Annotated in this window: 19 protein-coding genes and 2 pseudogenes; 8 read left to right on the forward strand and 13 right to left on the reverse strand. The window is 68.9% G+C overall.

Annotated features, from left to right (window positions below; translation table 11 throughout):
* The first annotated feature begins 166 nt into the window (after positions 1 to 166).
* Positions 167 to 331 carry a hypothetical protein gene (locus LE548_RS40020; RefSeq protein WP_225101968.1) on the forward strand — a complete coding sequence of 55 codons (165 nt, stop codon included), beginning with the start codon at positions 167 to 169 and terminating at the stop codon, positions 329 to 331.
* Between the two features lie 97 nt (positions 332 to 428).
* On the opposite strand, the gene LE548_RS40025 is transcribed toward LE548_RS40020, so the two are convergent.
* Complete coding sequence (locus tag LE548_RS40025) at positions 429 to 1,178, reverse strand: nucleoside 2-deoxyribosyltransferase domain-containing protein (protein ID WP_225101969.1); 750 nt, start codon at positions 1,176 to 1,178, stop codon at positions 429 to 431.
* On the opposite strand from LE548_RS40025, the gene LE548_RS40030 reads away from it, so the two are divergent.
* The gene (locus tag LE548_RS40030) at positions 1,177 to 1,452 is read left to right on the forward strand and encodes a hypothetical protein (protein WP_225101970.1); all 276 of its coding nucleotides are present in this window, start codon (positions 1,177 to 1,179) and stop codon (positions 1,450 to 1,452) included. The genes LE548_RS40025 and LE548_RS40030 overlap by 2 nt on opposite strands.
* An 8-nt stretch (positions 1,453 to 1,460) precedes the next feature.
* On the opposite strand, the gene LE548_RS40035 is transcribed toward LE548_RS40030, so the two are convergent.
* Positions 1,461 to 2,915 carry an NF041680 family putative transposase gene (locus tag LE548_RS40035; protein WP_225101971.1) on the reverse strand — a complete coding sequence of 485 codons (1,455 nt, stop codon included), beginning with the start codon at positions 2,913 to 2,915 and terminating at the stop codon, positions 1,461 to 1,463.
* Positions 2,916 to 3,163: 248 nt separating this feature from the next.
* Between LE548_RS40035 and LE548_RS40040 the strand changes: the two genes are divergently transcribed.
* Positions 3,164 to 4,444 (forward strand): MFS transporter, encoded by a 1,281-nt coding sequence (locus LE548_RS40040; RefSeq protein WP_225101972.1) that lies wholly within the window; start codon positions 3,164 to 3,166, stop codon positions 4,442 to 4,444.
* Positions 4,445 to 4,582: 138 nt separating this feature from the next.
* On the opposite strand, the gene LE548_RS40045 is transcribed toward LE548_RS40040, so the two are convergent.
* The 5 genes and pseudogenes from LE548_RS40045 to LE548_RS40065 all read right to left on the reverse strand — a co-directional run bounded on the left by LE548_RS40045 (position 4,583) and on the right by LE548_RS40065 (position 7,477).
* Positions 4,583 to 5,203, reverse strand: coding sequence for a dihydrofolate reductase family protein (locus LE548_RS40045; protein ID WP_225101973.1), 621 nt, complete (start codon positions 5,201 to 5,203; stop codon positions 4,583 to 4,585).
* On the reverse strand, positions 5,203 to 5,709 hold the full coding sequence (locus tag LE548_RS40050; protein WP_225101974.1) for an SRPBCC family protein: 507 nt from the start codon (positions 5,707 to 5,709) through the stop codon (positions 5,203 to 5,205). Before LE548_RS40050 ends, LE548_RS40045 begins: the two co-directional genes overlap by 1 nt.
* Positions 5,710 to 5,712: 3 nt before the next feature.
* Entirely contained in the window at positions 5,713 to 6,054 is a 342-nt protein-coding gene (locus LE548_RS40055) for a helix-turn-helix transcriptional regulator (protein WP_225101975.1), read from the reverse strand.
* 83 nt (positions 6,055 to 6,137) lie between these two features.
* Positions 6,138 to 6,328: pseudogene (locus tag LE548_RS40060) on the reverse strand (IS256 family transposase); the annotation flags it as partial.
* 258 nt (positions 6,329 to 6,586) lie between these two features.
* Positions 6,587 to 7,477, reverse strand: a complete 891-nt coding sequence (locus tag LE548_RS40065; RefSeq protein ID WP_225101976.1) for a helix-turn-helix transcriptional regulator — start codon at positions 7,475 to 7,477, stop codon at positions 6,587 to 6,589.
* A gap of 338 nt (positions 7,478 to 7,815) precedes the next feature.
* Here LE548_RS40065 and LE548_RS40070 point away from each other — a divergent pair, with 338 nt between their 5' ends.
* Positions 7,816 to 8,001: a hypothetical protein gene (locus tag LE548_RS40070; protein ID WP_225101977.1), complete on the forward strand. Its 186-nt coding sequence runs from the start codon at positions 7,816 to 7,818 to the stop codon at positions 7,999 to 8,001.
* Positions 8,002 to 8,873: 872 nt separating this feature from the next.
* Here LE548_RS40070 and LE548_RS40075 read toward each other — a convergent pair.
* Both LE548_RS40075 and LE548_RS40080 read right to left on the reverse strand, forming a co-directional pair.
* Positions 8,874 to 10,220, reverse strand: a complete 1,347-nt coding sequence (locus LE548_RS40075) for an ISL3 family transposase (RefSeq protein WP_225101978.1) — start codon at positions 10,218 to 10,220, stop codon at positions 8,874 to 8,876.
* 142 nt (positions 10,221 to 10,362) lie between these two features.
* The gene (locus LE548_RS40080) at positions 10,363 to 11,328 is read right to left on the reverse strand and encodes an NADP-dependent oxidoreductase (protein WP_225101979.1); all 966 of its coding nucleotides are present in this window, start codon (positions 11,326 to 11,328) and stop codon (positions 10,363 to 10,365) included.
* Between the two features lie 114 nt (positions 11,329 to 11,442).
* On the opposite strand from LE548_RS40080, the gene LE548_RS40085 reads away from it, so the two are divergent.
* Positions 11,443 to 12,042 carry a TetR/AcrR family transcriptional regulator gene (locus LE548_RS40085; RefSeq protein WP_225101980.1) on the forward strand — a complete coding sequence of 200 codons (600 nt, stop codon included), beginning with the start codon at positions 11,443 to 11,445 and terminating at the stop codon, positions 12,040 to 12,042.
* Between the two features lie 69 nt (positions 12,043 to 12,111).
* Here LE548_RS40085 and LE548_RS40090 read toward each other — a convergent pair whose 3' ends face one another.
* Positions 12,112 to 12,693, reverse strand: a complete 582-nt coding sequence (locus LE548_RS40090) for a hypothetical protein (protein ID WP_225101981.1) — start codon at positions 12,691 to 12,693, stop codon at positions 12,112 to 12,114.
* Positions 12,694 to 13,575: 882 nt separating this feature from the next.
* On the opposite strand from LE548_RS40090, the pseudogene LE548_RS40095 reads away from it, so the two are divergent.
* Positions 13,576 to 13,698 (forward strand): annotated as a pseudogene (locus tag LE548_RS40095) (LLM class flavin-dependent oxidoreductase); the annotation flags it as partial.
* A gap of 106 nt (positions 13,699 to 13,804) precedes the next feature.
* On the opposite strand, the gene LE548_RS40100 reads toward LE548_RS40095, so the two are convergent.
* From LE548_RS40100 to LE548_RS40110, 3 genes are all read right to left on the reverse strand, one after another.
* Positions 13,805 to 16,453: an RICIN domain-containing protein gene (locus LE548_RS40100; RefSeq protein WP_225101982.1), complete on the reverse strand. Its 2,649-nt coding sequence runs from the start codon at positions 16,451 to 16,453 to the stop codon at positions 13,805 to 13,807.
* A gap of 433 nt (positions 16,454 to 16,886) precedes the next feature.
* Positions 16,887 to 17,651 (reverse strand): replication-relaxation family protein, encoded by a 765-nt coding sequence (locus LE548_RS40105; protein WP_225101983.1) that lies wholly within the window; start codon positions 17,649 to 17,651, stop codon positions 16,887 to 16,889.
* A 503-nt stretch (positions 17,652 to 18,154) separates the two neighbouring features.
* Positions 18,155 to 19,408, reverse strand: a complete 1,254-nt coding sequence (locus LE548_RS40110; protein WP_225101984.1) for an IS110 family transposase — start codon at positions 19,406 to 19,408, stop codon at positions 18,155 to 18,157.
* A gap of 481 nt (positions 19,409 to 19,889) precedes the next feature.
* Between LE548_RS40110 and LE548_RS40115 the strand changes: the two genes are divergently transcribed.
* Positions 19,890 to 20,411: a hypothetical protein gene (locus LE548_RS40115; RefSeq protein ID WP_225101985.1), complete on the forward strand. Its 522-nt coding sequence runs from the start codon at positions 19,890 to 19,892 to the stop codon at positions 20,409 to 20,411.
* Positions 20,412 to 20,620: 209 nt separating this feature from the next.
* Positions 20,621 to 22,069, forward strand: a complete 1,449-nt coding sequence (locus tag LE548_RS40120) for an NF041680 family putative transposase (RefSeq protein ID WP_225102006.1) — start codon at positions 20,621 to 20,623, stop codon at positions 22,067 to 22,069.
* Positions 22,070 to 22,086: the final 17 nt, after the last annotated feature.

The following is a 22,086-nucleotide window of genomic DNA, read 5'->3' on the forward strand; positions in this document are numbered from 1 at the left end:
TGACAACGGTCAGCGAACGGGAGAAGCACGCCCCGGCGCACCCTCAACACCAGCCACCCCCAACAACGTGACAATGCCTTCCGGTTGGATCCGGTTGGCGGAGCCGTTTCGTCCACCCCAGCCATTCTGCACACTGGAGCCCTCGCCACCAGAGAACGGGATGGTCATGAAGCGTTCGACACTGTTCCGGCGCATGGTCGCCGCAGTCGCGCTGGCCGGGTTCGCGGTCGCCGGGCTCGGGTTCACGCACGTCCACGGACCGGGCGACATGACCGGCGGCCTGGCCCAGCCTGCCGCAGTGCACGGCCCGGGCGACTTCAGCGGCGGCTGACCGCTGCAACGCAGAAGGCCCCGCCGCCCGACCTGGGCAGCGGGGCTCGCGACGCGGAGGAACCGGCGAAGCCGCACCGCTGCCATCCGTCAGACGATCAAGACTGCGGACTCCCGCCCACGACCAGCGCGAGCACCCCGACCGCGCGCCACACCAGCCCCTCTGACCAGCACGTTCGAAGATGGCAAAGGCTCAGAGACAGGTTCTCAGGGCCGCCGGGGGGGGCAGCTGGCAGAAGGGCCGCAGCCGCGCGAACGGTTGCCTGCAGAGATTCATGGACCGTCACGTCCGGGCGCACGTGACGCAGTTGTTCCACCACGTCCAGGCGGCGCGGGTAGTGGGGGTGTGCACCGACCGCGAGGCGGGTGCCGCGGGCGGCATGGGCTCCCAGCTCGTACAGGGCGATGGGCTGGACGGTGTCCGCGCAGAACCAGAACAGGATGACGTCGGCGATGCGCAGGTGCTCGTACTCCCAGGCAATCTGTTCCCGGGCCGCTTCCGCCTGCCCGGCCGGGTAGCTCTTCCGGCGCGGGTTGAGGACGACGGCCGGGGAGCCGATCGCGTCGAGCTGGAGCACCGCGCGCATCTGCCAGTTCGGGCACCCGGTGATGCCGCCGCCCAAAAACAGCGAGGCCGCCTCGCCGTCGTAACGTGCGGGCGCCTCGATGTAGCGCAGGGGGCGGGGCGGCAGCAGCGGGAAGCCGGTGACGGCGATCGCGTCCAGCAGGTCCCGCACGAGGGCCTGGCCCTCCAGGCTGCCGTCCGGGTAAGCTTGTTCTTTATGGTCTGAGCCGCCTTGAGAGCGTGTGGCGAGGCCCGACCAGACGCTGAGTAGGGTTGCGGCCATGGCCAAGGGAATGGGGCGGCGGCCCAAGGTGGACCTGGACAGCGGCATCGAGGACGCGACGCTCCTCGTCCTGGAATGGCTCGGCGAGCAGGGTGTAGGTGCCATGATCCGGGTCGACGCGGAGCGCATGCGTGACGGTCGGCCAGCGTGGACATTCGCCGCTTCTGGTGGGCCGCTGGACGGTGGGATGAGGGCCGACGGCGCCTCGGTCGCCGAGTGCATGGGCAGGGCACTGCTTCGATTGCGTGAAGCCGGGCTGGCCGTTCCCTTCTGAAGCCGTGTTCAGCGTCTGAGTTGGTCGCGTTCGGTGATGCTTTCGGGGCGTCTGGTGGTTTTGCCTACGTCGTAACGGGTGGCGGGGCGTCGGTTCTTCGAGCCAGGTGGGCGTCCTGGGCCTGGAGTTGAAGGTTTAGGCGCACGGGCCGGACAGTGCAGGTGAGGGCGGAGGTTTCTGAACCCTCGTCGGACGCGGGCCGGGGTGAGCCGGCCGGGCTCGGCCGGCTTCTCCCAGGGGCGGCGGAGATCAGCGGCGGCTTCGCGGGTGAGGCGGAGCTGGGTGTGCGCCGCGATCACGAGCCATGTCCACCGGTCCGCCGCCTCAGGAGTGCGGAGCTTGGGGCGCGTCCAGCCGAGGGTTTGTTTTGCGAAACGGAAAGTGTGCTCAAGATCGAATCTGCGGAGAAACGCTTGCCACCGCAGGTCGACGGCTGTGCTGGTCATCCCGGTCTTGGAGGACCACAGCCAGAGGGGCAGTGGGTCGCCTCCGCCGGGCAGGTGGTCCACCGTCAGGCGGATCAGGGTGCCCTCGATGATGGGGAGTTCGCCGTCGTGGTCGATCCACGCGCTGCGGGTGGTGAGCCGGGGGTGGATACGGTCCCAGGCCATCGCCTGCGCGGTGCCGTAGCGGTCCGTGACCTGCACCGTCTTCGCGTCGGGCTCGCCCCAGGTATCGGGCTTGGCGAAGCGGAACTCCTTGCCGTGCTTCGGCGGTCGCCCGCCCTGGGGATAGGACAGGGCGTACTCCTTGAGCGAGGGTGCCGGCCGTCGCATGACACGGTCCGAACGCATCCGTCCCAGCACCTCGACGGGCAGGCCGCCGAGGAGGTGGGCCATGCGCGGGGCGTCGTAGCCGGCGTCGAAGACGACCAGGATGTCCTTGTCACCGGCTTCCCACTGGCCCTGGCCGATCAGGTCGGTGACCACGCGGCGGACCTGGGCCGCGGTGACCTCGGCGACATCGTCGTCGGGACCGAGCCGGACCGCATCCAGCAGCTGGCACCACGACGTGCGTCCCGTCTCCAGCGCGGCGACGAAGGAGTACGGCCAGCCGGGGATGAACTGGTCCGAGGAGCGTCCCGAGCGTCCGTAGACGTGGCAGAACAGGCGGTCCGCACTGGTCGGCGCGTCGGGACGCAGCCACGCGGAGACATCGACGGCCAGGACCAGGCGCGCGTCCGCGGCCTTGGGCTGCGGCAGTATCGCCAGCGCCCTGCGCAACCGGTCCACGTCGATGCGGCCCTGGTTGAGCGCGTCGTACATCGCGCCGTGCCCTCGCCGGTGTTCGGCCAGCAGCGTCAGGTCGACCGGCGAGGTCACCGGGCCGTCCTCGCAGAGCATCGCGTCGCACAGCTCGAACAGCGTGTCACAGCGCCGGGTCAGACATGTGTAGAGGTCCTCCCGAAAGTGGGATGTGAAGTCGAACGCCTCGTGCCGGGCATCGTGATGCAGCAGACTCACCTCTGCGGCCTTCGTATGAATGCGGTTCTGTGACGGAACGCATGCTCATGCGGGGGCCGTCCGCCTGTCCGGCGAATGCCCAGGTGAGTGACACCGTTCGGGACGTCGTTCGAAGCCAGAGGTTAAGTAACAAGCTGAGTACCTGTTTCTGATCTCAGCTCTGAGATGCGTCTGGTGATGTCTTGATCACGGGGTGGTGGTTGGTCCGAGTCACTACGCTGAGCGCCTTCACACCTCGGGAGGTTCGGTTGGTACGGCGGGGCACGCTCGGGCAGGACTTCCGGCAGTTGTGGGGCGCCTACGCGGTCAGCGCGGCGGGCAGTGCCGTCGGCATGGGGGCATTGCCGTTGATTGCCCTCCTGGCGCTGGGTTCCTCTGCGTTCCAGGTCTCTTTGCTCGCTGCGTTGTCTGCCGTGGCCAGTGGAGTGATCGCTCTGCCGCTCGGTGTGCGTATCGAGCACCAGTACAAGCGGCCGGTCATGATCACCGCCGACCTGGCCCGCTGCGTTCTACTGGCGAGCGTCCCGGTCGCCATGGCTTTCGGCAGGCTCACCTACACCCAGCTGTGTGTCGTCGGCGTTCTGCAGACGGCGGCGTCTGTCGCGTTCGACGCGGCGAGTGGCGCACATCTGAAGGCACTTGTCCTGCCCGGGCACCGTCTTCGTGCCAACAGCCTGTTTGAGACGACCAACTGGATCAGCGTCAGCGCCGGCCCGCCCGTGGGCGGGCTTCTAATCGGGGCACTGGGCACGGGCGTCACGATGGTTGCCGACGCGCTGTCCTTCCTCGGATCGGCCCTGGGTATCCGTCGCATCCGACAGCCCGAACCCGCGCCACCGGCCCGCGCCGCCACCTCTCACCTGGGCCGCGACATCGCTGCCGGTTGGCAGTACCTCCTGCGGCACTCAGGACTGCGGCCGCTGTTCTTCAACGCGCTGCTCTTTGGTGGATCCATCATGATGACGTCACCACTGATGGCCGTCCTCATGCTGGATGACCTTGGCCTGGCACCGTGGCAGTACGGACTTGCCCTGGGACTGCCGTGCCTGGGCGGCGTGCTGGGCTCACGCTTGGCCCCACTGCTCACCCAGCGATTCGGACAGCGCCGCATTCTGTTGCTGTCCGGTGTTGCGCGGACGCTCTGGACGATCCTGCTGCCACTGACGCCCTCCGGTGCCCTCGGCGTGTTCGTCATCGTGGCCGCCGACTTCGGCCTGCTCTTCTCCGCCGGGGTCTTCAACCCGTCGTTCACCACGTATCGCATGTCGGCCACACCGGACGCTTTCATGTCCCGCGTCGGCACATCCTGGTCCGTCGGCTCGAAGACATGCCAGGCCGCCTTCATGATCGCTGGTGGTCTCATCGCCGCCCCAGTGGGAGTCCGCGGTGCCCTGCTCATCGCTGGGCTGCTGTGTATGGCGAGCGCGCTGCTCCTGCCATGGCGGAAGGAGCGCATCTCCACGGGGAATGTTCTGGCGCCCACGACGGAAGCGGCTCCGTCCCCAGCCACGGATAGTCCTTCCGCATAGCGGCTTCTCCGGATTGCAGGAGCAATAGTCAATAGTTGTGGATCAGGTAATGCGAATTCGCAGTTGGCCGTGGTGGCCTGCTGATTCAAGCGTGTGCGCCGCGGGTGCTCGGGTCTCTGGGGTGGAGTGGTGGCGCGGCTACCGTGGGTGCACGGCGTAGGTCAGGTGCGTCACCCGCGACGACGGCTCCGAACGGACCTGCTCCAGCGCGACCCTGGACGCGTCCACGCCCTCGAACAGGCGGATTCCGGAGCCGAACAGCACGGGTGACAGCGCGATCGAGAACTCGTCGACAAGTCCGGCGTTCACGTACTCAAGGATCGTCGCGCCGCCGCCCGCGATGCGGACGTCGCGGTCGCCGACGGCCTCGCGGGCCTGGTCGAGCGCGGTCTCGATGCCGTCGTTGACGAAGTGGAAAGTGGTCCCGCCCGGCCGCTCCCAGGGGTCACGCTTCTCGTGCGTCACGACGATGACCGGCGTGTGGAACGGCGCCTCCTCCGGCCACATCTGCTCGCCGGCGTCAAACATGCGCTTGCCCATGACGCTCGCGCCGGTGCGCTCGAACGTCTCCCGCACGATGTCGTTGTCGCGCCCCTCCTCGCCGCCCTCGCCTAGCTTCAGGTTCTCCCGGAAGAACCGCTGCGGGAAGATCCACTGCTGCAGTTCCATCCACTGCTGCCCCATCAAGTCCCCGAGGGACTCGGGGGCGATGAACCCGTCCAGCGACATCGACACGCTGAAGAACACCTTCCCGGCCATCAGCCCTCCGCCCCCTTCCGAACGATCTGGGTGACGTAGGCCGCCAGGTTGTTCAGGGTCTGCTGGCCGCCCTCGATCGCGTGGTACTTCTCGACCGCCTCGTCGCGCAGTTCCTTGGTGGGGAACACCGTGCGCATCACGATCAGGGTCGCCGCGCCGTCCGGCGCGAACGTGAGGACCGACTCGAAGGCGTTCGGGTCGTCGCGGGACTCACCGTGCAGCAGCTCGATCCGCTCCGGCGGGGCGATCCGCAGCCAGCGGATCCACTCGGAGTAGTCGGTCCCGTCCGGCCCGTGCAGCACGAAGTCCCACTCCCCGCCCTCACGGAACTCGAAGGACCGCGTGGTGGTGGTGAACCCCTTCGGACCCCACCACCGCGACAGGTGCCGGACCTCGGTGAACGCCTCGAACACCAGCTCCCGCGGGGCGTCGATGACCCGGGAGATCACGATCTCCCGGTCGGCCGTCGCCGGTTCCGCCCGCGCTTCTTGCCTTGCCCCTGCCATCGGTCATTCCTCCTGCCGTGTCTGCTTGAGGTCCCGCACGTAGGTGTCCAGCCGGTCGAAACTCTCGTTCCAGAACCGCTCGAATCCGCCGACCCACTCGTGGACCGGCTGCAGCCCGCGGGCGTCCAGGCCGTAGAGGCGCTGCTTGCCTGCCTTGCGGTCCCGCACCAGCCCGACCTCCCGGAGCACCCGCAGGTGTTTGGACGCCCGCGGCTGGCTCACCCCCAGCTCCTGGGCCAGGTCGGTCACCGGCCGCTCACCCGCCCGCAGCAGCGCCAGGATGTCCCGGCGCTGCGGCTCGGCGATCGCGTTGAAGACGTCCGACGTCGTCGCTGCTCGTGCCATGACAGCGATCATATGCCCATATCGGCATGCGTCAAGCCGAGAGGAATCAAGCGGGGCTTGTCGGATGACGATTGCGTGCCTGATCAGGCTGCAGTGACCTCCTTCCGCTCGACCAGGACGCCGTTTTCGAACCGGGCGCCGGAGCGGACCAGGGCCACGAGGTGCGCACCGGTGACCGCGCGCCAGCGGCCTGGGCGGACTCGACGAGCTTGAACACCATCGCGAGGGCGGCGGCCGGGCTGCCGGCGCCGCGGGTGACCCTCGCACGGCTTCGTTCCGCGCGTGGGGCGCGGCAGGTTCTGGTGCGGCCGTTTCCAGTGCCGCGGCCGGTCGTCATCCCGCTGGTCCGGCCCGCCAAAAAACATAAGCCGCCAGTAGTTGATCACGGAGAGGTCACCGCTGAGAGCGACACTCTGGGGCGTCGTGCCGTACCACGCAGTCGTGTCCGCCGGTGCTATCGGCGAGACAGCTGACCATGTTCTCGTCGCTCTCGTACAGGGCGACCCAGTCGCGCCGGCGGGCCGCTCGTGGCCTACTCAGCAGGCTCGTCGATGCGGCTGCCGTCTACTGCGCTGAGGTAAGTCCCCAGGGGCTGGAGAGCAGCCCAAAGCTGGTCGAAGTACGCGGCGAAGTAGGTCATGAACGTGGGATCCTCGACACTGAAGCCGTTCAACTTCTGACGCGGCCCTCCGGAGAACGCCAAGAACACCACGCTGTCGTCGATCAGCGCCATGTTCAGACCATCAGCTGCCGCGGTCCACCGCAACACGCTGGCCTCGTAGGTGAGGATGTGCTTGCTGTCCTCGTAGTGCTGGCGAGCCCAGGAGAACATGTCACTGTCAGGCACGCCGTTACGTTCGGGGATGCCGATGATGCGCCGTACGCTGCGTTCGTCGTCACTGTCTTCGTTGGCCCAGTCCAAGATGGTCCTGAAGTATTCAGCGGAGGCCGGGGTTGTGTACTGAGTGGGCGGGTAACGGCGCGTGTATGTGACCCGGATCTCTGAGCGGGCCTGTTGGGCACGCGCAGAGGCCGCCTCGTAGAACTCGCGGTTGTTCCGGTACCAGTGCGCAGCCAGCAGGGCGTCCCCCTTGGCCTCCGGTCCGCTGATGAACGGTAGCTGTGTGAAGGGGGAGGGGTGCCCCTTGGAGGCTTCCTCGATCTGCCTGTTCGCCTGCAGCCATCGCTCCCGCCACTTCGACGGATCCGCACCACATGCCTCAACGAAGGCCGCCGTGTGCTCCCAGTTCGGGAATCGCCGACCGTTCAGGATCGCCGAGACGGTGCTGCGACCGCACCCCATCCTCCGGGCGAACGCTTCCTCGGTTGGCTTCTTGTAGGTCCGCCGCCGAAGTTCGCGCAGCTCAGCCGCGAAGGCGAGTTGGGCATCCGGCGGCTCTGGCGAAGTTCGCTGGCCAGGCATATGTCCCCCCCGTGAATGACACAGAACGGCACTGTTGGTTCGTCATTGTTCGTCAGCGCTACAGGGCTTCGCCAGCGTTTGGGAGTGTTCTCCTTCGTCCGGCATGTTCTACGCGCGTCTCCCAGCCGTTGTCCTTAGAGGGGCCCGGTTCCAGACTCTTGGCAGCGGTCGTCGTCGGCGGCCACGTCAACAAGAGGAAGGAGCCTCCTTCATGTGACCTTTCGAACCGCTGGACCGTAGGCCCGCATCGGGGCCTTACGACAAAAGCCAAGGCCGCCCCCTGGTGCTTCTGGGCGGAAGCAGGGAGCGGCCTTCTGCTCAAACACAAGGAGACCCTCGTGCTCGTCAACTTCAGGATAGACCTGCCGTGTATGAGCGTTGCCTTCGTGGCCACGCTGGTACTGGGCATCGTGCTGGTGATGTCCCCCTCGGCTCAGGTGGCCGCTCTCCAGGGGGAATGGCTGCTGCCAGCAGTCGCCTGCCTCCTGAACGCCGGGCGGCCCGGTGAGAGGGGACAGCGATGACATCTAGCGGTCGCGTAGCGGCATGCCCGCAGTGTGGGGAGAACACTCCGCGCTTGACCTACACCGAGCTCGTCCACAGCTGCAACGACGACCTGGAGGTCGCTGCGTGGTCGGAGTGCGGACGGTGTCACCGATGGCTGGCCTTCCGCGTCTGGGAGCGTGGAGAGAAGGGCGCCAGGTAGTCGTTGCTCTGTAAGGACTGTCCATTACCTTCTCGTTCCGGGTGTTCGGCGGACACCCGGAACGTGTACCTGACCGGCGTCTATGTCCACCTCGCGGGCAGCGACGAGGTCGCAGCGCTCGGTTGGCCGCGACGCACCGCACGCCGCGATAGACCCACAGAGGGCCATGCGATGATCCTGAAGCCCTGAGCGCTCGGGGTCACTTACGACCGCGTCAACGCCGGGACGAGCGTACCGCTCCAGGGACCGTACGGAGGCATGGCGGGAGCGGGCCAGCAACATCGGCGTGGACGTCCCGTCCTCCGCGTCATGTGTCAGCGCGCTGTGGCGGAGGCGGTGGAGCGTCCAGCCTTCCAGTTCGTCGAAGTCATCCGGGCTGGCGAGTGGGTTGGCCAGCAGCCGGATGCTCTCCTCGAAGATCTCCTCGGCGCGGCGGTAGGACAGCCGCGCCCGGCCGGTGACTAACCGGAGGAGACGGCGTTCGCTTGGGATACGTCTGGGGTCAGACACTCCGTGGTCCGGGCTTGCATCGATCCCGCAGACAGCAGGCCTTACCACTGCGGCATCTGGTAGGCCACACCTCCGACGCCCTCATCGAATGGTCACAGTCCGTCGCGTTGCCACTGTTCGTGCTCGCTGGTGAGATCCTCGAAATCGACATATTCCGGCTCATCGAGCTTGACCGTGGCATCAAGGGGTTGAGTGCTCTCGGGGTTGGCCGTGGGGTCCGCTGGGGTGAGCCGTGAGGTGTCCTCGTGAGCGTCGGGTGGTGGCGCAGTGGGCGCGGAGTCGCTGGTCAGCGGGGTTGCGGTAGCCGTAGGCGCAGCGGGCGTCGGTCTTGATCGCGCGGTTGATGCCTTCGGAGGCGGCATTCGTGATCCCTGTGGTGATCCCGGCCAGGATCTGTGGCCACCAGGTGTTGACGGCGGTGGCCAGGCGCTCCATTTCCGGAAGGCCGCTGGCAGCGGCAGACTCGTAGAACCGGGTGAGCAGCTGGCCGATCTGCTGTCGAGTGGGGTTGGTGCCATGCAGGTCCAGCAGGTCGCGCAGATCCTCCTTCACGTTCCAGGCCGCCAGGATCGGTTCGCCGATGTTCTTCGGCAGCGCCTTGAGGTCGTCGACCATGGGATCGAGGTGGTCGGCGTGCATCCGGGAGGCCGCCCGGGTCAACCGGTTACGCAGCTCCCACTCCCGGTTGCCCTTGCGCCCGCGTCGGCCGCGCTGGGTCAGGGTGACGCGGCGGCGGACCTCGGTGACCGCGTTGTTCGCCAGTTGCACGATGTGGAACCGGTCCACGACCAGCACTGCGTGCGGCAGGGATGTGGTGACGGCGGCTTTGAAGACGGTGCACATGTCGATGGCGACGGCCTTCACCCCGGCCCGCCACTGGGCGGCTTGCGCCTCGATCCACTCCGATACCGACGGGGCGGTGCGACCCTCGACTTGCCCGAGCAGCCCGGCGCCACCGGTCAGGTCGCAGAACCCGACATGCCATCGGTCCGCCACCACCTCCCAGACGTCGGCACCATCGGGCCCAAGGACAAGGCGGAACTTCGCCCTGCCGCGTCGGGTCTCATCGATCCCCAGATGCTTGACGCTCGGTGTCGCCTGCGGACGCACCGCCTGTGCATGTGCGACGAACGCGGCGTTCACGACCGGCCATGACAGCTCGTGGTCCCGGGCCGACTGCAGGACCGTCCGGCCGGCGTCGGCGACCGCTGCCCCTGCCGAGGCCCGCAGCCTGCTGGTCAGGCCGGAGCGCGCGGGGATCGCTGGCAGCGATTCGGTGAACGACCGACGGTCACACGCTGGGTTCCGGCACTCCCACCGGCGTTTCGTCCATCGCAGGAGTGTCGGCCTCCCTGCCAGCGGCAGGTCTCGCGGAGTCGTGGTCACCAGCCCTGACGATCTACTTGCGCGCTGCCCGCGTCCCGGGCAATGCCGCGCGTCCTGGCAGGCCGTGACCAGCGCCAGCATCGGACTACCGTTCTCGTCCGCGTGGGCGGCTACGACCGTCACCCCGTCCAGGCCGAGCATCACAGTCGCCGTATTGTTGTGGTTCAAGCCCTGGGTCCCTGTAGGTTCTGGCAGGACGTTGAGGGTTCGCCCATCGGGGCTTCGCCTGCTCGTGGCCTGCGAGGCGCCGATGGGACGTCCTTCGTGCCGACGGGATGCACGGTTACCTCGTGACGACGAGTTTGCCCGTGGTGTGCACGCGGATGAAGTCAGCGCATGCCTGCGGGCCGCGGTCGAGCCGGTACCGGTGTCCGATCGTGGCACGCAGTTCTCCACGCACGGCTGCGTCGCCGACTTCACGCATGCCGCCGAGGTCGCCGTCCATGTCGAGGACAAAGTGCATCTCGACATCGTCACGGCCGATCAGCTCCGGCGTCGGCACCGGATAGGTGATAGTGAGCAGGCGGCCGCCGGGACGCAGCGCCGCGGCCAGGCCGGTCAGGCGTTCGCCCGGCAGGACCACGTTGACAGCGACGTCGATGCCGGCAGGGTAGTCCGCCTGCTGATAGCCGATGATCTCGGCTGCACCGAGCTCGCGCAGTACGTCGGCGTCGGCGTCGGTCGCTGTGGCGGTCACGTGGGCCTTCGCCGCGGCCAGCAGCGGAATCAAGGCGGTGCCGACGCCGCCGGTCGCCCCGACGACCAACACGTGCTCGCCTGGTTGGATGTTCGCGGTCGTCGCGATCGCCCGCGCGGTCAGGCCCGCGGTGGCCAGCGCCGCCGCGTCCTCGGCCGGCAACTCGGCCGGGCGGTGCGCGACAAGCGGGGTGTCCGCCTCGATGACGGCGTACTCGGCCAGCGTGCCGGTGCCCACCGACGGGCGCTTGCCGGCCATCGCGCGCAACGCCCGAGGCACGGCCAGGCCGAACACCTCATCGCCGACCCGGTAGGCGGTGACGTCGGCGCCGACTTCGGTGACGGTTCCGGCGAAGTCGTTGCCGGGGATGTGCGGGAACTCCAGCCGCACGGCGTCGCCGAACTCGCCGCTGGGCAGTCGGACGTCGGCCGGATTGATCGCCGCGGCGGCGATCCGTACCTGGATCTGTCCTGGGCCGGGTCGCGGAATGGGGACCTCGGCCACCGTGTACTGCTCCGGCGGTCCGTAGGCGGTCGCCACGACGGCTTTCATCGATCCATGGATGTTCAAAGCCCCTCCAGAAAAACGGACCAGGCGGTCATGTTCCGCCCAACGGGGGACGCTAGCGATAACCGGACCGGGCGGTCAACTTGTTAGGCTGCGACCGTGACCACGTCCCGCCCGCTACGCGCCGACGCCGCCCGCAACCGCGCACTGCTGCTGGCGGCGGCGGCCGACGAGTTCGCCGAGCACGGACTGGACGCCTCCGTCGCTGATATCGCGCGCCGGGCCGGGATCGGGAAAGGCACCGTCTTCCGCCACTTCCCGACCAAAGACGACCTGATCGCCGCCATCGTGCTGGACCGTATCCAAGCCCTCGCCGCCGTCGGCGAACGCCTGCTGGACTCCGACGACCCCGGCGCCGCGCTGCTGGAGTTCCTCGCCGCCGCCGCACATCAGCGGCAACAACGCGACCTGGCGTTCCTACAGGAGGCCGGCGACACCCGCCCTGAAGTCGGCAACGCGCGCACGGACATGTTCCAGACCATCGACACCCTGGTCGACCGGGCCCGTGCAGACGGCGCCATCCGGCCCGACGTCACCGGCACCGACGTCATCCTGCTGATGTGCGCGCCGAACTACGTGACCAGCTCCATTCCGGATGCCTCACCAGACCTGTGGCAGCGATACCTCGCGATCATCTTCGACGGCCTGCGCCCCGAAGGAGCCCACCCACTGCCTCAACCTCCGCCGGACACACTCTGACGAGAACAGCAGCGTTTCACCAGCGGCCTATGCGCGTCATCGCACCAGGTTGTGGCCGTCGCCCATTCATCAAGACTGTGATGCCACGGTCAAGTTCGAAGAGCCGTCATAGCCCGGAAGCGCGGACCGCAGAGTGGCGGTCAGCCCCCTCAAGACCCAGTACTCCGCAGTCGCGTTCACCGAAGCCTCGAATTCTGACACGGACATCCCCACGCGGGCCTCAAACTTTTGGCGCTTCTCCTCCGTGATCCCGTCCAGCACCATCCACCTGGGCTCGCCGAACGCGAACCCCGCACCGACGCCGAACTTCGCCACCTTTATGGGGAAGGCGGGGCGGCCGAACCGACGGTCAAGGTCCCGCGCCATCTCCTCGTCGAGGATCTTGGAGTCGAGAGCCATAGCCGTGAACCTGGACAGCAAGGTCATCACATCCGCTGCCCGTTCCCGGTGATCGTCACGAGGGTTCTCGGCCAGCTCCATGTAGTGCACCGACGAGAGCGGGAACACGACTTCTCCCCGCTCGACATGGCCCCGGAGCTGCTTCAGGACCGACACGTGATCGGGATTCTTAGACACGCCTGCGAAGGCGTCTCCGAGCGCATACCAGTGGTTCAGGTCGAGATGGACCTTGCGCGGAAGGGGCGTTGCCATGCGCGTGATGTTAGGACGCTGGAGCGGCGGATGCGTCACGTTTTTCCGATACATAGAGCTTGTCCTGCAACGGGCGGATCGGCCGCATCCCGATCTTCCGCCGTGGGAACCAGACGGGCTCTGGCCTCCCCGGTCCGGGGAGGCCTCCGGGTTCCTAGCCAGGGGGCTCAGGATTCCAGGAACCCGTCGGTTTCCGGTCGCCTCCGCCGGGATCAATTCGCCGGGGCTGAGCGGCGTGTCGAGCAGTACCGTCCCGGCCGCCGTGGTGGCGGCGATCTCCACGATCCGTGACGTCGCGGTCAGGCCGGTCGTCTCGGTGTTCCAGGATCGCGTGCGCGTCCGGATTGGCCAGGATCTTCTCGGCCCAGGTGATGGTGGGGCCGAGGTCGTCCTACCGGGCCCGGTCCGCCCGCCGCTGCGCGTCCGCGTGTTCCTGCTCGATCTCCTGCTCGCACAGGGTGCAGTGCCGGGCGGCCGTCGCCTGCTCGTGCTCGCTCATCGCGGCCCACACCGTGAGCGGGAACTGCTGCGCCAGGCATCGCCCGGCAGGAGGGGCTTCCCGGTCCTTGCGCTGGCCGCACATCCCCACACCGGGCGCGGGAACATCTCGCCGCAGTCGGTACAGGTCCGCCGCCGCTGCTGTTGCATCTGCCGGTGCTGCAGGGCCGACAGCGGCCGCATCTTCACCGCCTGCTCTGGGTCCCACAACGCGACCCGGTCTCCGTACCAGCGGGTGTAGATGTACGCGACCGGCCGCTGTCCCACGGCGGGCTTGCGGCGTGCCCTGGCCAACTGGATCTTCGTCCGCGGGGACGCCGGTGCCCGACCGCTGCCGTACACCGGCCCACGTCCTTGAACGCCACCGGCTTGCCCGGGGCTGCCCGGTCCGGGCCGACGTTGTCCAGGTTCGGCGCGGTCCCGACGCTGACCGCCGCCGCCGGCGTCACCGAGCGCCTCCGCCTCGGCACGCTGGTGACCTCGGTCAAGCCTCGTTCACCCATCACAGCTTGACCTGCGCCTCCGGCGGAGTGGTGAAGACGACGGGCGGTCCGTCAACCACGGCGGGGCCGCAGGCCGTTGTGCCTGCGGCCCCGCTCAGGGGGTCGGGATCTCAGGAGGGGTCGCCGTACTGGAGACCGCGACCGTTGGTGCCGATGTACACCCGGCCGTAGGTGTCGGGGTCACCGGTGACGATGCGCTGGCCGGCGAAGTTGCCCCACTGGTGCGCGTCGTCGTTGATCCGGACCCAGCTCGCGCCCCGGTCGGTGGACCGGAAGACGCCGGCGGTGCCCTTGACGGTGCCGATCAGGTACAGCGCCTGGTACGAGGTGCCCGGTGCGGCCTTGCCGAAGCCGACGGCGGAGGCGGACTCCACCGAGGACAGCTTGGTGAAGCTGCGGCCGCCGTCGGTGGAGTGCAGCAGACCCGTGCCGTCGCCGGAGAGCCACAGGTCGCCCGCGACGCCGGGGACGGCGCTGAGCTTGCCGCCCGGCAGGTTGGCGGCGCGGGCGGTGAAGTTCGCGCCGCCGTCGGTGCTGGCGTAGAGCGTGCCGTTGTTCAGCGAGTAGAAGGTGTTGGCCGAGGACCGGTCGGCGACGACCACGGCATCGTTGCCGAGGCCGTTGACCCTCGACCAGCTCGCGCCCCGGTCGGTGGAGCGGTACGGGGCCTGGCCGGCCTCGGTCCAGACGAAGCTGGAGCCGTCCGCCGCGATCGCGATGTGGCCGCTGTCCGCACTGGGCACCGGCTCGCCCTTGAAGCCGTTCCAGGTGTGGCCGCCGTCGGTGGAGAGGGCGCCGTCCTGCGCACCGCCCCTGCCGACCCTGACCACCAGCGAGGGGTTGGACTGGGCGAAGTCGAGGGAGGTGCTGTTGTAGATCGTCGGGTTGGTCAGCCGCCCGGTGGGCTCCTTCGTCAGGTCGTCGTACACGAAGCCGCCCTGGTCGCCCATGGAGGTGATGAGGGCGGCGGCACCGGGCGGGGAGACCGCGTCGTACAGTGCGGTCTCCTCCAGCCCGCGGGCTCCGATGAACCAGTGGCTGGTGCCGCCGTTGTCGGTCGCGTTGGCGTCCTTGCTGGCCCAGATGCCGTTGCCGGTGCCGTACATCACGTGCCCGGAGTCGAACGGGTCGATGCTCAGCGCGGTCATCCAGTGCCCGATGCCGGTGCCGAGGTACGGGGCGATGGAGGCGTCCCGCACGGACTTGTCGGACTGGGTCTTCCAGGTCGCACCGCCGTCGGTGCTGCGGTAGACCTCGTCCTGCGGCCACCAGCGGTCCAGCGTGGTGACCATCACCGTGGACGGCTTCTGCGGGTCGACGGCCAGACCCGCGAACCCGTAGCCGCCCTGGGACGGCGAGATGTTCTTCCACGCCCCGCCGGAGGTGTTGTACTTCCACACCGAACCCGCCGTCACGCCGTTGGGCCCGGGGGCGTTGCTGTAGGTCAGGTACAGCGAGCCGTCGCCGGAGAGCACACCGTGCTGCGGCACCTGGCCGGTGGGCTGCCCGGAGACCGCCTGCCAGGAGCTGCCGCCGTCGGTGGACCGGTACAGGTTGGTGGACCTGTCGGCGACGCCGACGTAGATCGTGTTGCTGCCGGCCTGGCCGTAGGTCACGAAGGAGATGCCGGTGCCGAAGCTCGCGCCGTCCTTGACCGGGAACGAGGAGACCTGGCTCCAGGTCACCCCGGCGTCGGTGCTGCGCCAGAGGCCGTTCTTGCGGGTGCCCAGCAGCAGGTGGTCGTGGTTCGCGGGGTCGATCACCAGGCGCTCGCCCGCCCCACGGCCGTCCTCGTTGCCGCCCAGCTTGAACGGCAGGTTGGTGCGCTGGAAGGTGCGGCCGCGGTCGGTGGAGCGCAGGATCGAACCGTTGCCGGCCCAGTCGTTGGTGTAGGTGCCGGCCGCGAGGTAGAGCCGGTCCGGGTCGACCGGGTCGGTGGCCAGCGACTCGATGCCCAGCAGGTTCCAGTCCTTCTGACCGACCCAGTCGGTCAGCGGGATCCACTGCTCGGCGCCGGTGTCCCAGCGGTACGCGCCACCCATGTCGGTGCGCGCGTACAGCAGGCCCTTCTCCTTCTGGTTGAAGATCAGGCCGGTGACGTAACCGCCGCCCGCCACCGGGGCGTTCCGCCACACGTACGACCCGGAGCCCTGTGCGCCGCCGGACCCGGCCCCGGGCACCGGCGTGCCGGGCACCCTCACCAGCTTCCACTGCTGGTTGGCACCACCCCACCCGGGCCACTGGATGATCTGCGCGCCCCGGGCCGTGGAGTTGCCTGTGACGTCCAGGACCTGACCGCTCTTGCGGGAGGTGAAGGTGACGGCGTCGGACCCGCTCACATCGCCGATCCGCCACTGCTGGGAGGCGGAGGAGCGGTCCGTCTGCTGCTCGGCGACAGCCCCCTGGCTGGTCGAGTCGCCCGCTATGCCCAGCACCTTGCCGCTGTTGCGGTTCACCAGCTCGTAGTAGCCGTCCCCGGTGGACCTCAGTTTCCACTGCTGGTTGGCGGAGTTCTGGTCGGTCCACTGCTGGATCCGGGTGCCGTCGGCGGTGGAGAAGGCGTTGACATCCAGCACCTGGCCGCTGTGTACCGAGACCAGCCTGTAGTAGGCATCGCCGTCGACCGTCGCGGCCTGGGAGTCCTCCTGTACGAACACGAAGTACGACCCGACGGTGAGGGACACACCGAGCACCAGAGCTGTGGCGCTCAGGCGACGGCGGTGACGCCCGCGGCGCCTGCCGTTCGTGGGGTTGCTCATGGGTAGACGTTCTCCTTGCGAACTGTGCACGAGGGGGCGGGTGGATGCGGCCACCGGGCTGGCCGGATCCACTCCCTTGTGGTCGCAGGGGCCGCAAAGGGTTGCCGCGAGCCGGGAACTTCTTGACGGGAGTTTTCCTCCCCGATCACGGCAGCCTTTGTGCGCGCGGCGGCAACTGACGGGCACCTCGTTCACGACCTACGTCTCGCCGCGGCGCTGCTTGCGCATGGTCGGGGTGACCACGGGGCCGACCACGGGTACGGCCATGCCGTGCCCAGCCCCGACCATGGCTGGTCGGCGGGTTACGCCTGCCGGGTCTCACGTCCGGTCCAGGGGACTCGCTGGTCGGGGTTGTGGACGGGGCGCCATGCGGGTGCTGCGGGGCCGTGGTGGAGCAGGTCGGCCAGCGGCGCCGCGAGGACGGGGACTTCCCTCAGGAAGGGCGCCAGCGGCCTGGCGGCCGCGCGCAGGCGTTGATCCGGTTCTCGACGCCGGCGGGTCCGGTGCCGTCCAGGACGAACAGGACGCGGGGGAAGAGCGGGTACCGCCGCCGCCACTCCTCCACCGCAGGTTCCTGGAAGGTCGGCCGGCGCCCCGGCACCATGGGCACGTAGCGGTGCAGGCGCTCGTACGCGGTGAGTTTGGCGGCGAGGCGTTCGGGGCCCATGGTGGCCCGGTCGACTTCCACGAACGCCCGCTGAATCGCCCCGCTCTCGCCGCCAGTTGGGCCGAGCTGGTAGTACAGGAGTGCGTCGGGGATGACGGCCTCGCCGATTCCGATCGGGTGGTGGACCTCGGGGATCCAGTCCAGCGGCCGGCACAGCTCGCCGCGGCGGCGGGCGTCCTCAAGGAAGGCGAGCGCGGTCTCTGTCACGGTCAGCGTGTGGCCGGCCTTCAGCCGTACGGCGGTCGGATCGGACACGGTCCTGGAGGGCCGGCGCCCGCGCAGCTCGGGCCACTCACAGGCGAGTTGCACGCCGTACGGGGTGGGGAACCACACCCGGGTTCGTCCGGCCTGCGGCAGGGTGATGCGGTCGACCAGCCCCTCCACGCGCAGCCTGGCCAGCCTGCGCCTGGTCTGCTCGATGCGCACTTCAGGGGCGATCACCCGGTGCATCTGCTCGGTGGTGGCCATCCGGTACTGCGCCGGTACACCCAGCGCCATCCGGTCTCCGCTGCCCACGTCCACGGCGATCATCACGGCTCTGCTCGCTTCCCGTCCGGTGCGGCACCGTCCTGCCCGGCACCACGCGTACCGGTCACAGCAGCAGCCGGCCCCGACCAGAACCCCGACCACGAAGGCCCGACCACGGTCACGAAGCGACAACACCTCCGTGGACCAGGCCCACATCCCCGCCGACAACCGTGCCGACAACCGTCCGCACCCACTCCCGTGCCCGCCCGAGAACCCACAGGTCACCACACTGGTCTGGCCGTGGTCGGGAAGCCGACATCCCCTCTACGCCCCCGAGTCCACGTCCCACAGCAGGAAGAACAGAGAAGTGGGTGGGTGGGACAGGACCCGGGCGGCGGCGAGGGGATCGGGCGCCGCTGATGCTCCTCGCGCGCGACGGCGGGGCCGCGCGCGACGCCGGACGGACAAGCCGCCCGGCAGCCTTGGCTGACAGCACGGGACGCCGGGTCGTCGCGGCGGCCCTGAGTCATTCCCGACTCGCTCTCTTGAAAATCAGCCGCAGTTGATCACGGCGCGGGGGTGGTGGTCTTGTCCTGGAGGTCCACGTCGTAGCCGAGCGCGGCGAGCTGGGCGACCAGGCGGCGGGTCTGCCGGGTCCGGCCGAGCCGTTCGGTGAAGTGGTCGGGGCCGAGGTCCTGGTAGGGGATGTCGTGGGTGAGCATGTGCCAGGCCGCGATGAGGATGGCGTGTCCGATGGCGGCCATGGTGCGGTTGCGTCCGCGACGGGCGATCAGGCGGCGGTAGCGGGCGGCCAGATATGTGCCCTTGGACCGGGAGACGGAGAGCGCGGCGACGCCGAGAGCGCCCTTGAGCCAGGTGTCGCCGGGCCGGGTGGTGCCCCGCCGACGCTTGCCCGCGGACTCGTGGTTGCCCGGACACATCCCGGCCCAGGAGGCCAGATGTCCGGCGGTGGGGAAGCGGCTCATGTCGGTGCCGATCTCAGCGAGCATGATCTGGGCGGCGCCCCGGCCCAGCCCGGGAACGGTCATCAGCAGCTCGATCTGGCGGCGGAACGGCTCCATCTGCCGGTCGATCTCCTGGCTCAGCCGGGAGATCGGTGCGCTGGCGTCGTCCAGCGCGGTGAGCATCGTCTGCACCATGAAGGCGTGGTGCTCGTTGAAGTGGCCGGTCAGTGATCGCTTCAGTACGGGGATCTTGCCGCGCATGGAGCCCAGCGCCATCTCGGCGAGGACCTCTGGGTCGCGTTCCCCGGCCACCAGCGCCTCCAGCATGCGGCGCGGGCCGGTGCCGGTGATGTCGGAGACCACGGTGGACAGCTTGATCCCGGCGTCCTCCAGGAACATGTTGAGTCGGTTGATGTCCCGGGTCCGGTCACGGACGGTCTCGGTGCGGTAGCGGGTCAGATCGCGCAGCTGCCGGATCTCACGCGGCGGCACGAACGAGGGCCGCACCAGCCCGTGTTCGTCCAGCCGGCAGATCCACTGGGAGTCCTTCACGTCCGTCTTGCGGCCCGGGACAGCCTTCATGTGCTGGGCGTTCAGCAGCCACGGCGTGATCGCGTCGGTCGCCTCCAGCAGGTGGAACAGCGGCTTCCAGTACGCGCCGGTGGCCTCCATCCCGATCACCGTGATCCCGTTCTCCAGCAGCCAGTCGCGCAGTTGCAGTAGGTCGTCGGTCATTGCGGAGAAGGTCCGCACCTGGCGGTGCGGGCGCCCGCCCTTGCCGGGGACCCGGATGGCCACCTTGCAGTCGGTCTTGCTGATGTCGGCGCCCGCGCACCGTTCGTGCAGTACGTCCATGCCCAGCCCCTCCGTGCGGTCCCCGGCTGCCGTCCACGGGTGACCGCCCTGGCGGGGCACAGGCGACGAAGACGCTCTCTTGCGTGCTCAGGGGCAACAATTCCGGGCGCCTGTAGGAACCCCTGCGGCCGACTACACTGCGGGCTCCCACGCGCCAAGCGATTACGCCGTCAGCCAGGCCGGCCACCCACCCGGGATTTTCCCGACATCGGGGCAGGGAGAACATCCCGGGAGGACTACACTGCGCGCCGTCGTGTCGCGGGGTTTCGGAGCTGGTGGGGAGCGGCTGCGCTTGGTGGGGACTACGGGCGGGAGAAGGAACACCATGCGGCGCGCTGTTGCTCTGACGCTGTGTTCGGGGATGTTGGCTGCCACTGCGGCGTGCGCCGGGTCTTCGCTGGGGCACTCGGCGGCGCCGCAGAGGCCGTCTGCCGGCGCCGCGTCCGTGTCCTCGTCCGGCAGCAGGAGCCCGAGCGGCGGGGTGCCCGCCTCCTGCCGGGATGCCGTGCAGGGCCAGGGCGCGGCCTCACCCGCTGCGGGCAGTGGCACTTCCGCCGACACCGTGCAGGCACAGGCGCTTACACAGGCCGTCGGCGATGAGGAGTTCAACTCCGCGTACTCGGACATTTTCGGCACGGTGATCGACGGCTACACCCCGGGCCGGGTGGCGCTGTGTGTCACGGACGTGTCGCGCGGGAGGCTGCTCGCGCAGGCGGCCAAGCGTGCCCACCCTGCCGTCGATCTCAACCGGCTCGACATTTTCCCTTGCCGCTATTCCGAGGGGACACTGCAGGCGGCCGTCCGCGGGCTCATGGCGCACAACGGCCCGCCGACGATTGCGGGGTTCCCCGTCTACCAGATCGGTCCGGCCACGGACCATTCCGGCATTGAACTGCGGACCAGCCAGGCAGACAGCGCCTCAGCGGCCTTGCGCCGCTACCTCACCTCGCGGCTGGGCGGCATCGCCTTCACCGTCGTCAAGGGTGAGCAGGCGGTCGGATGAGGCGGCCGTTCCTCCGCGCACTGTGCGGCTGACACGGCGGCGGTGGACCTCGACGTGGTCGGCCGGCTTCAGCTTGTGCTTTATCCATCAGGCTCGAACGTCGACTCGAACGTGATCACCCAGATGGGTGTTCGCCGGACGTGAGGGCGGCCTTCGTCTGATCCTGTGCTCCGACCAAGGTGCACGTGATCACGACGAAGGCCGTGAGGGTGAGTCTGCTGCCTGATGCTGTCCACGGGGAGGCGTTCGCGGAGGCGTCACGCTTCCGGGGTGACTTCTACGCTTGTCTGACCAGTCGGCGCGACGTGTTGTTCGAACTGACCGACGCGCTGTTGTGTGCGGACGGGCCGGTGACCTCGCCGGTGGAGCTGACGCTGCTGGCCGAGCACCGGCGTGGGCACGGCGCGCTGTACGACGCGCTAAACCGCGGCCGTGTCGACGTAGTACGGCTGCGGCGGACGCTGGCCGCCCTGCCTCAGCCCAAGGCCGCCGACGACCGGCTCGTCCTGGCCGTGGACGTCAGCAACTGGCTGCGGCCGGACGCCGAGTGCAGCCCGGACAGGCTGTTCTGCCACACCTTCGGCCGGGGCCGTGACCAGCACCTGATGATCCCGGGTTGGCCGTACTCGTTCGTCGCCGCGTTGGAGGCGGGCCGCACGTCCTGGTGCCAGCTGCTCGACGCTGTGCGCCTCGGCCCCGAGGACGACGTCGCCGAGGTCACCGCCGTTCAGGTCCGCCGGGTGGTCGAGGACCTCGTTATCGCAGGACGCTGGCGCGAGGGCGATCCGGATGTCCTGGTCGTCTTCGACGCCGGCTACGACGTCCCGCGCCTTGCCTACCTGCTGAGGGACCTGCCGGTGGGGGTTCTGGGCCGGATGCGCTCGGACCGCGTCATGCGACGGCCGACACCCACGCAGCTGGAGTATGCCCAGGCCTATCCCCAGGGAGGGCGCCCTCCGAAGCACGGCAAGGAGTTCCGCTTCGCCAAGCCCGAGACGTGGGGCGAGCCCGACGCGGCAACCGTCCAGGTCACCGACCGCTACGGCACGGCGAAGGCCATGGCCTGGGACCGCCTTCATCCCCGGCTCACCACCCGCTCCGCCTGGATCGACCACTACAGTGAACTTCCCATCATCGAGGGGATGTTGATCCGCCTCCAGGTCGACCACCTGCCCGGCGGAGGCGACCCGCTACCGCTGTGGCTGTGGTCCTCCGCCACCGGCCTGGGCAACGCCGACGTCGATCTGCGCTGGCAGGCGTTCCTGCGACGCTTCGACCTGGAGCACACCTTCAGAATGATCAAGCAGACCCTCGGCTGGACCCGCCCGAAACTCCGCACACCGGAAGCGGCGGACCGCTGGACGTGGCTGATCATCGTCGCGCACACCCAGCTGCGGCTCGCCCGGCCGCTCGCCGAGGACGTCCGCCGGCCCTGGGAGAAACCGGCCGAGCCGAACAGGCTCCCCCCGTCCCGGGTCCGGCGGGGGTTCAGGAACATCCGCCCGACGTTGCCCTGCCCGGCCCGTGCACCCAAACCCACCCGACCCGGCCCCGGCAGGCCACTCGGCTCCAAGAACCAACGACCCGCCACCCGCTACGACGTCGGAAAAACCGTCCGCCGCCCCGAGAGCATCAGCGAACGCGACCGGATGCGCTGAGAACGAATGCCGACGAG

It is taken from the genome of Streptomyces sp. CoH27 (genome assembly GCF_020181035.1).
Classification (GTDB): domain Bacteria; phylum Actinomycetota; class Actinomycetes; order Streptomycetales; family Streptomycetaceae; genus Streptomyces; species Streptomyces camelliae.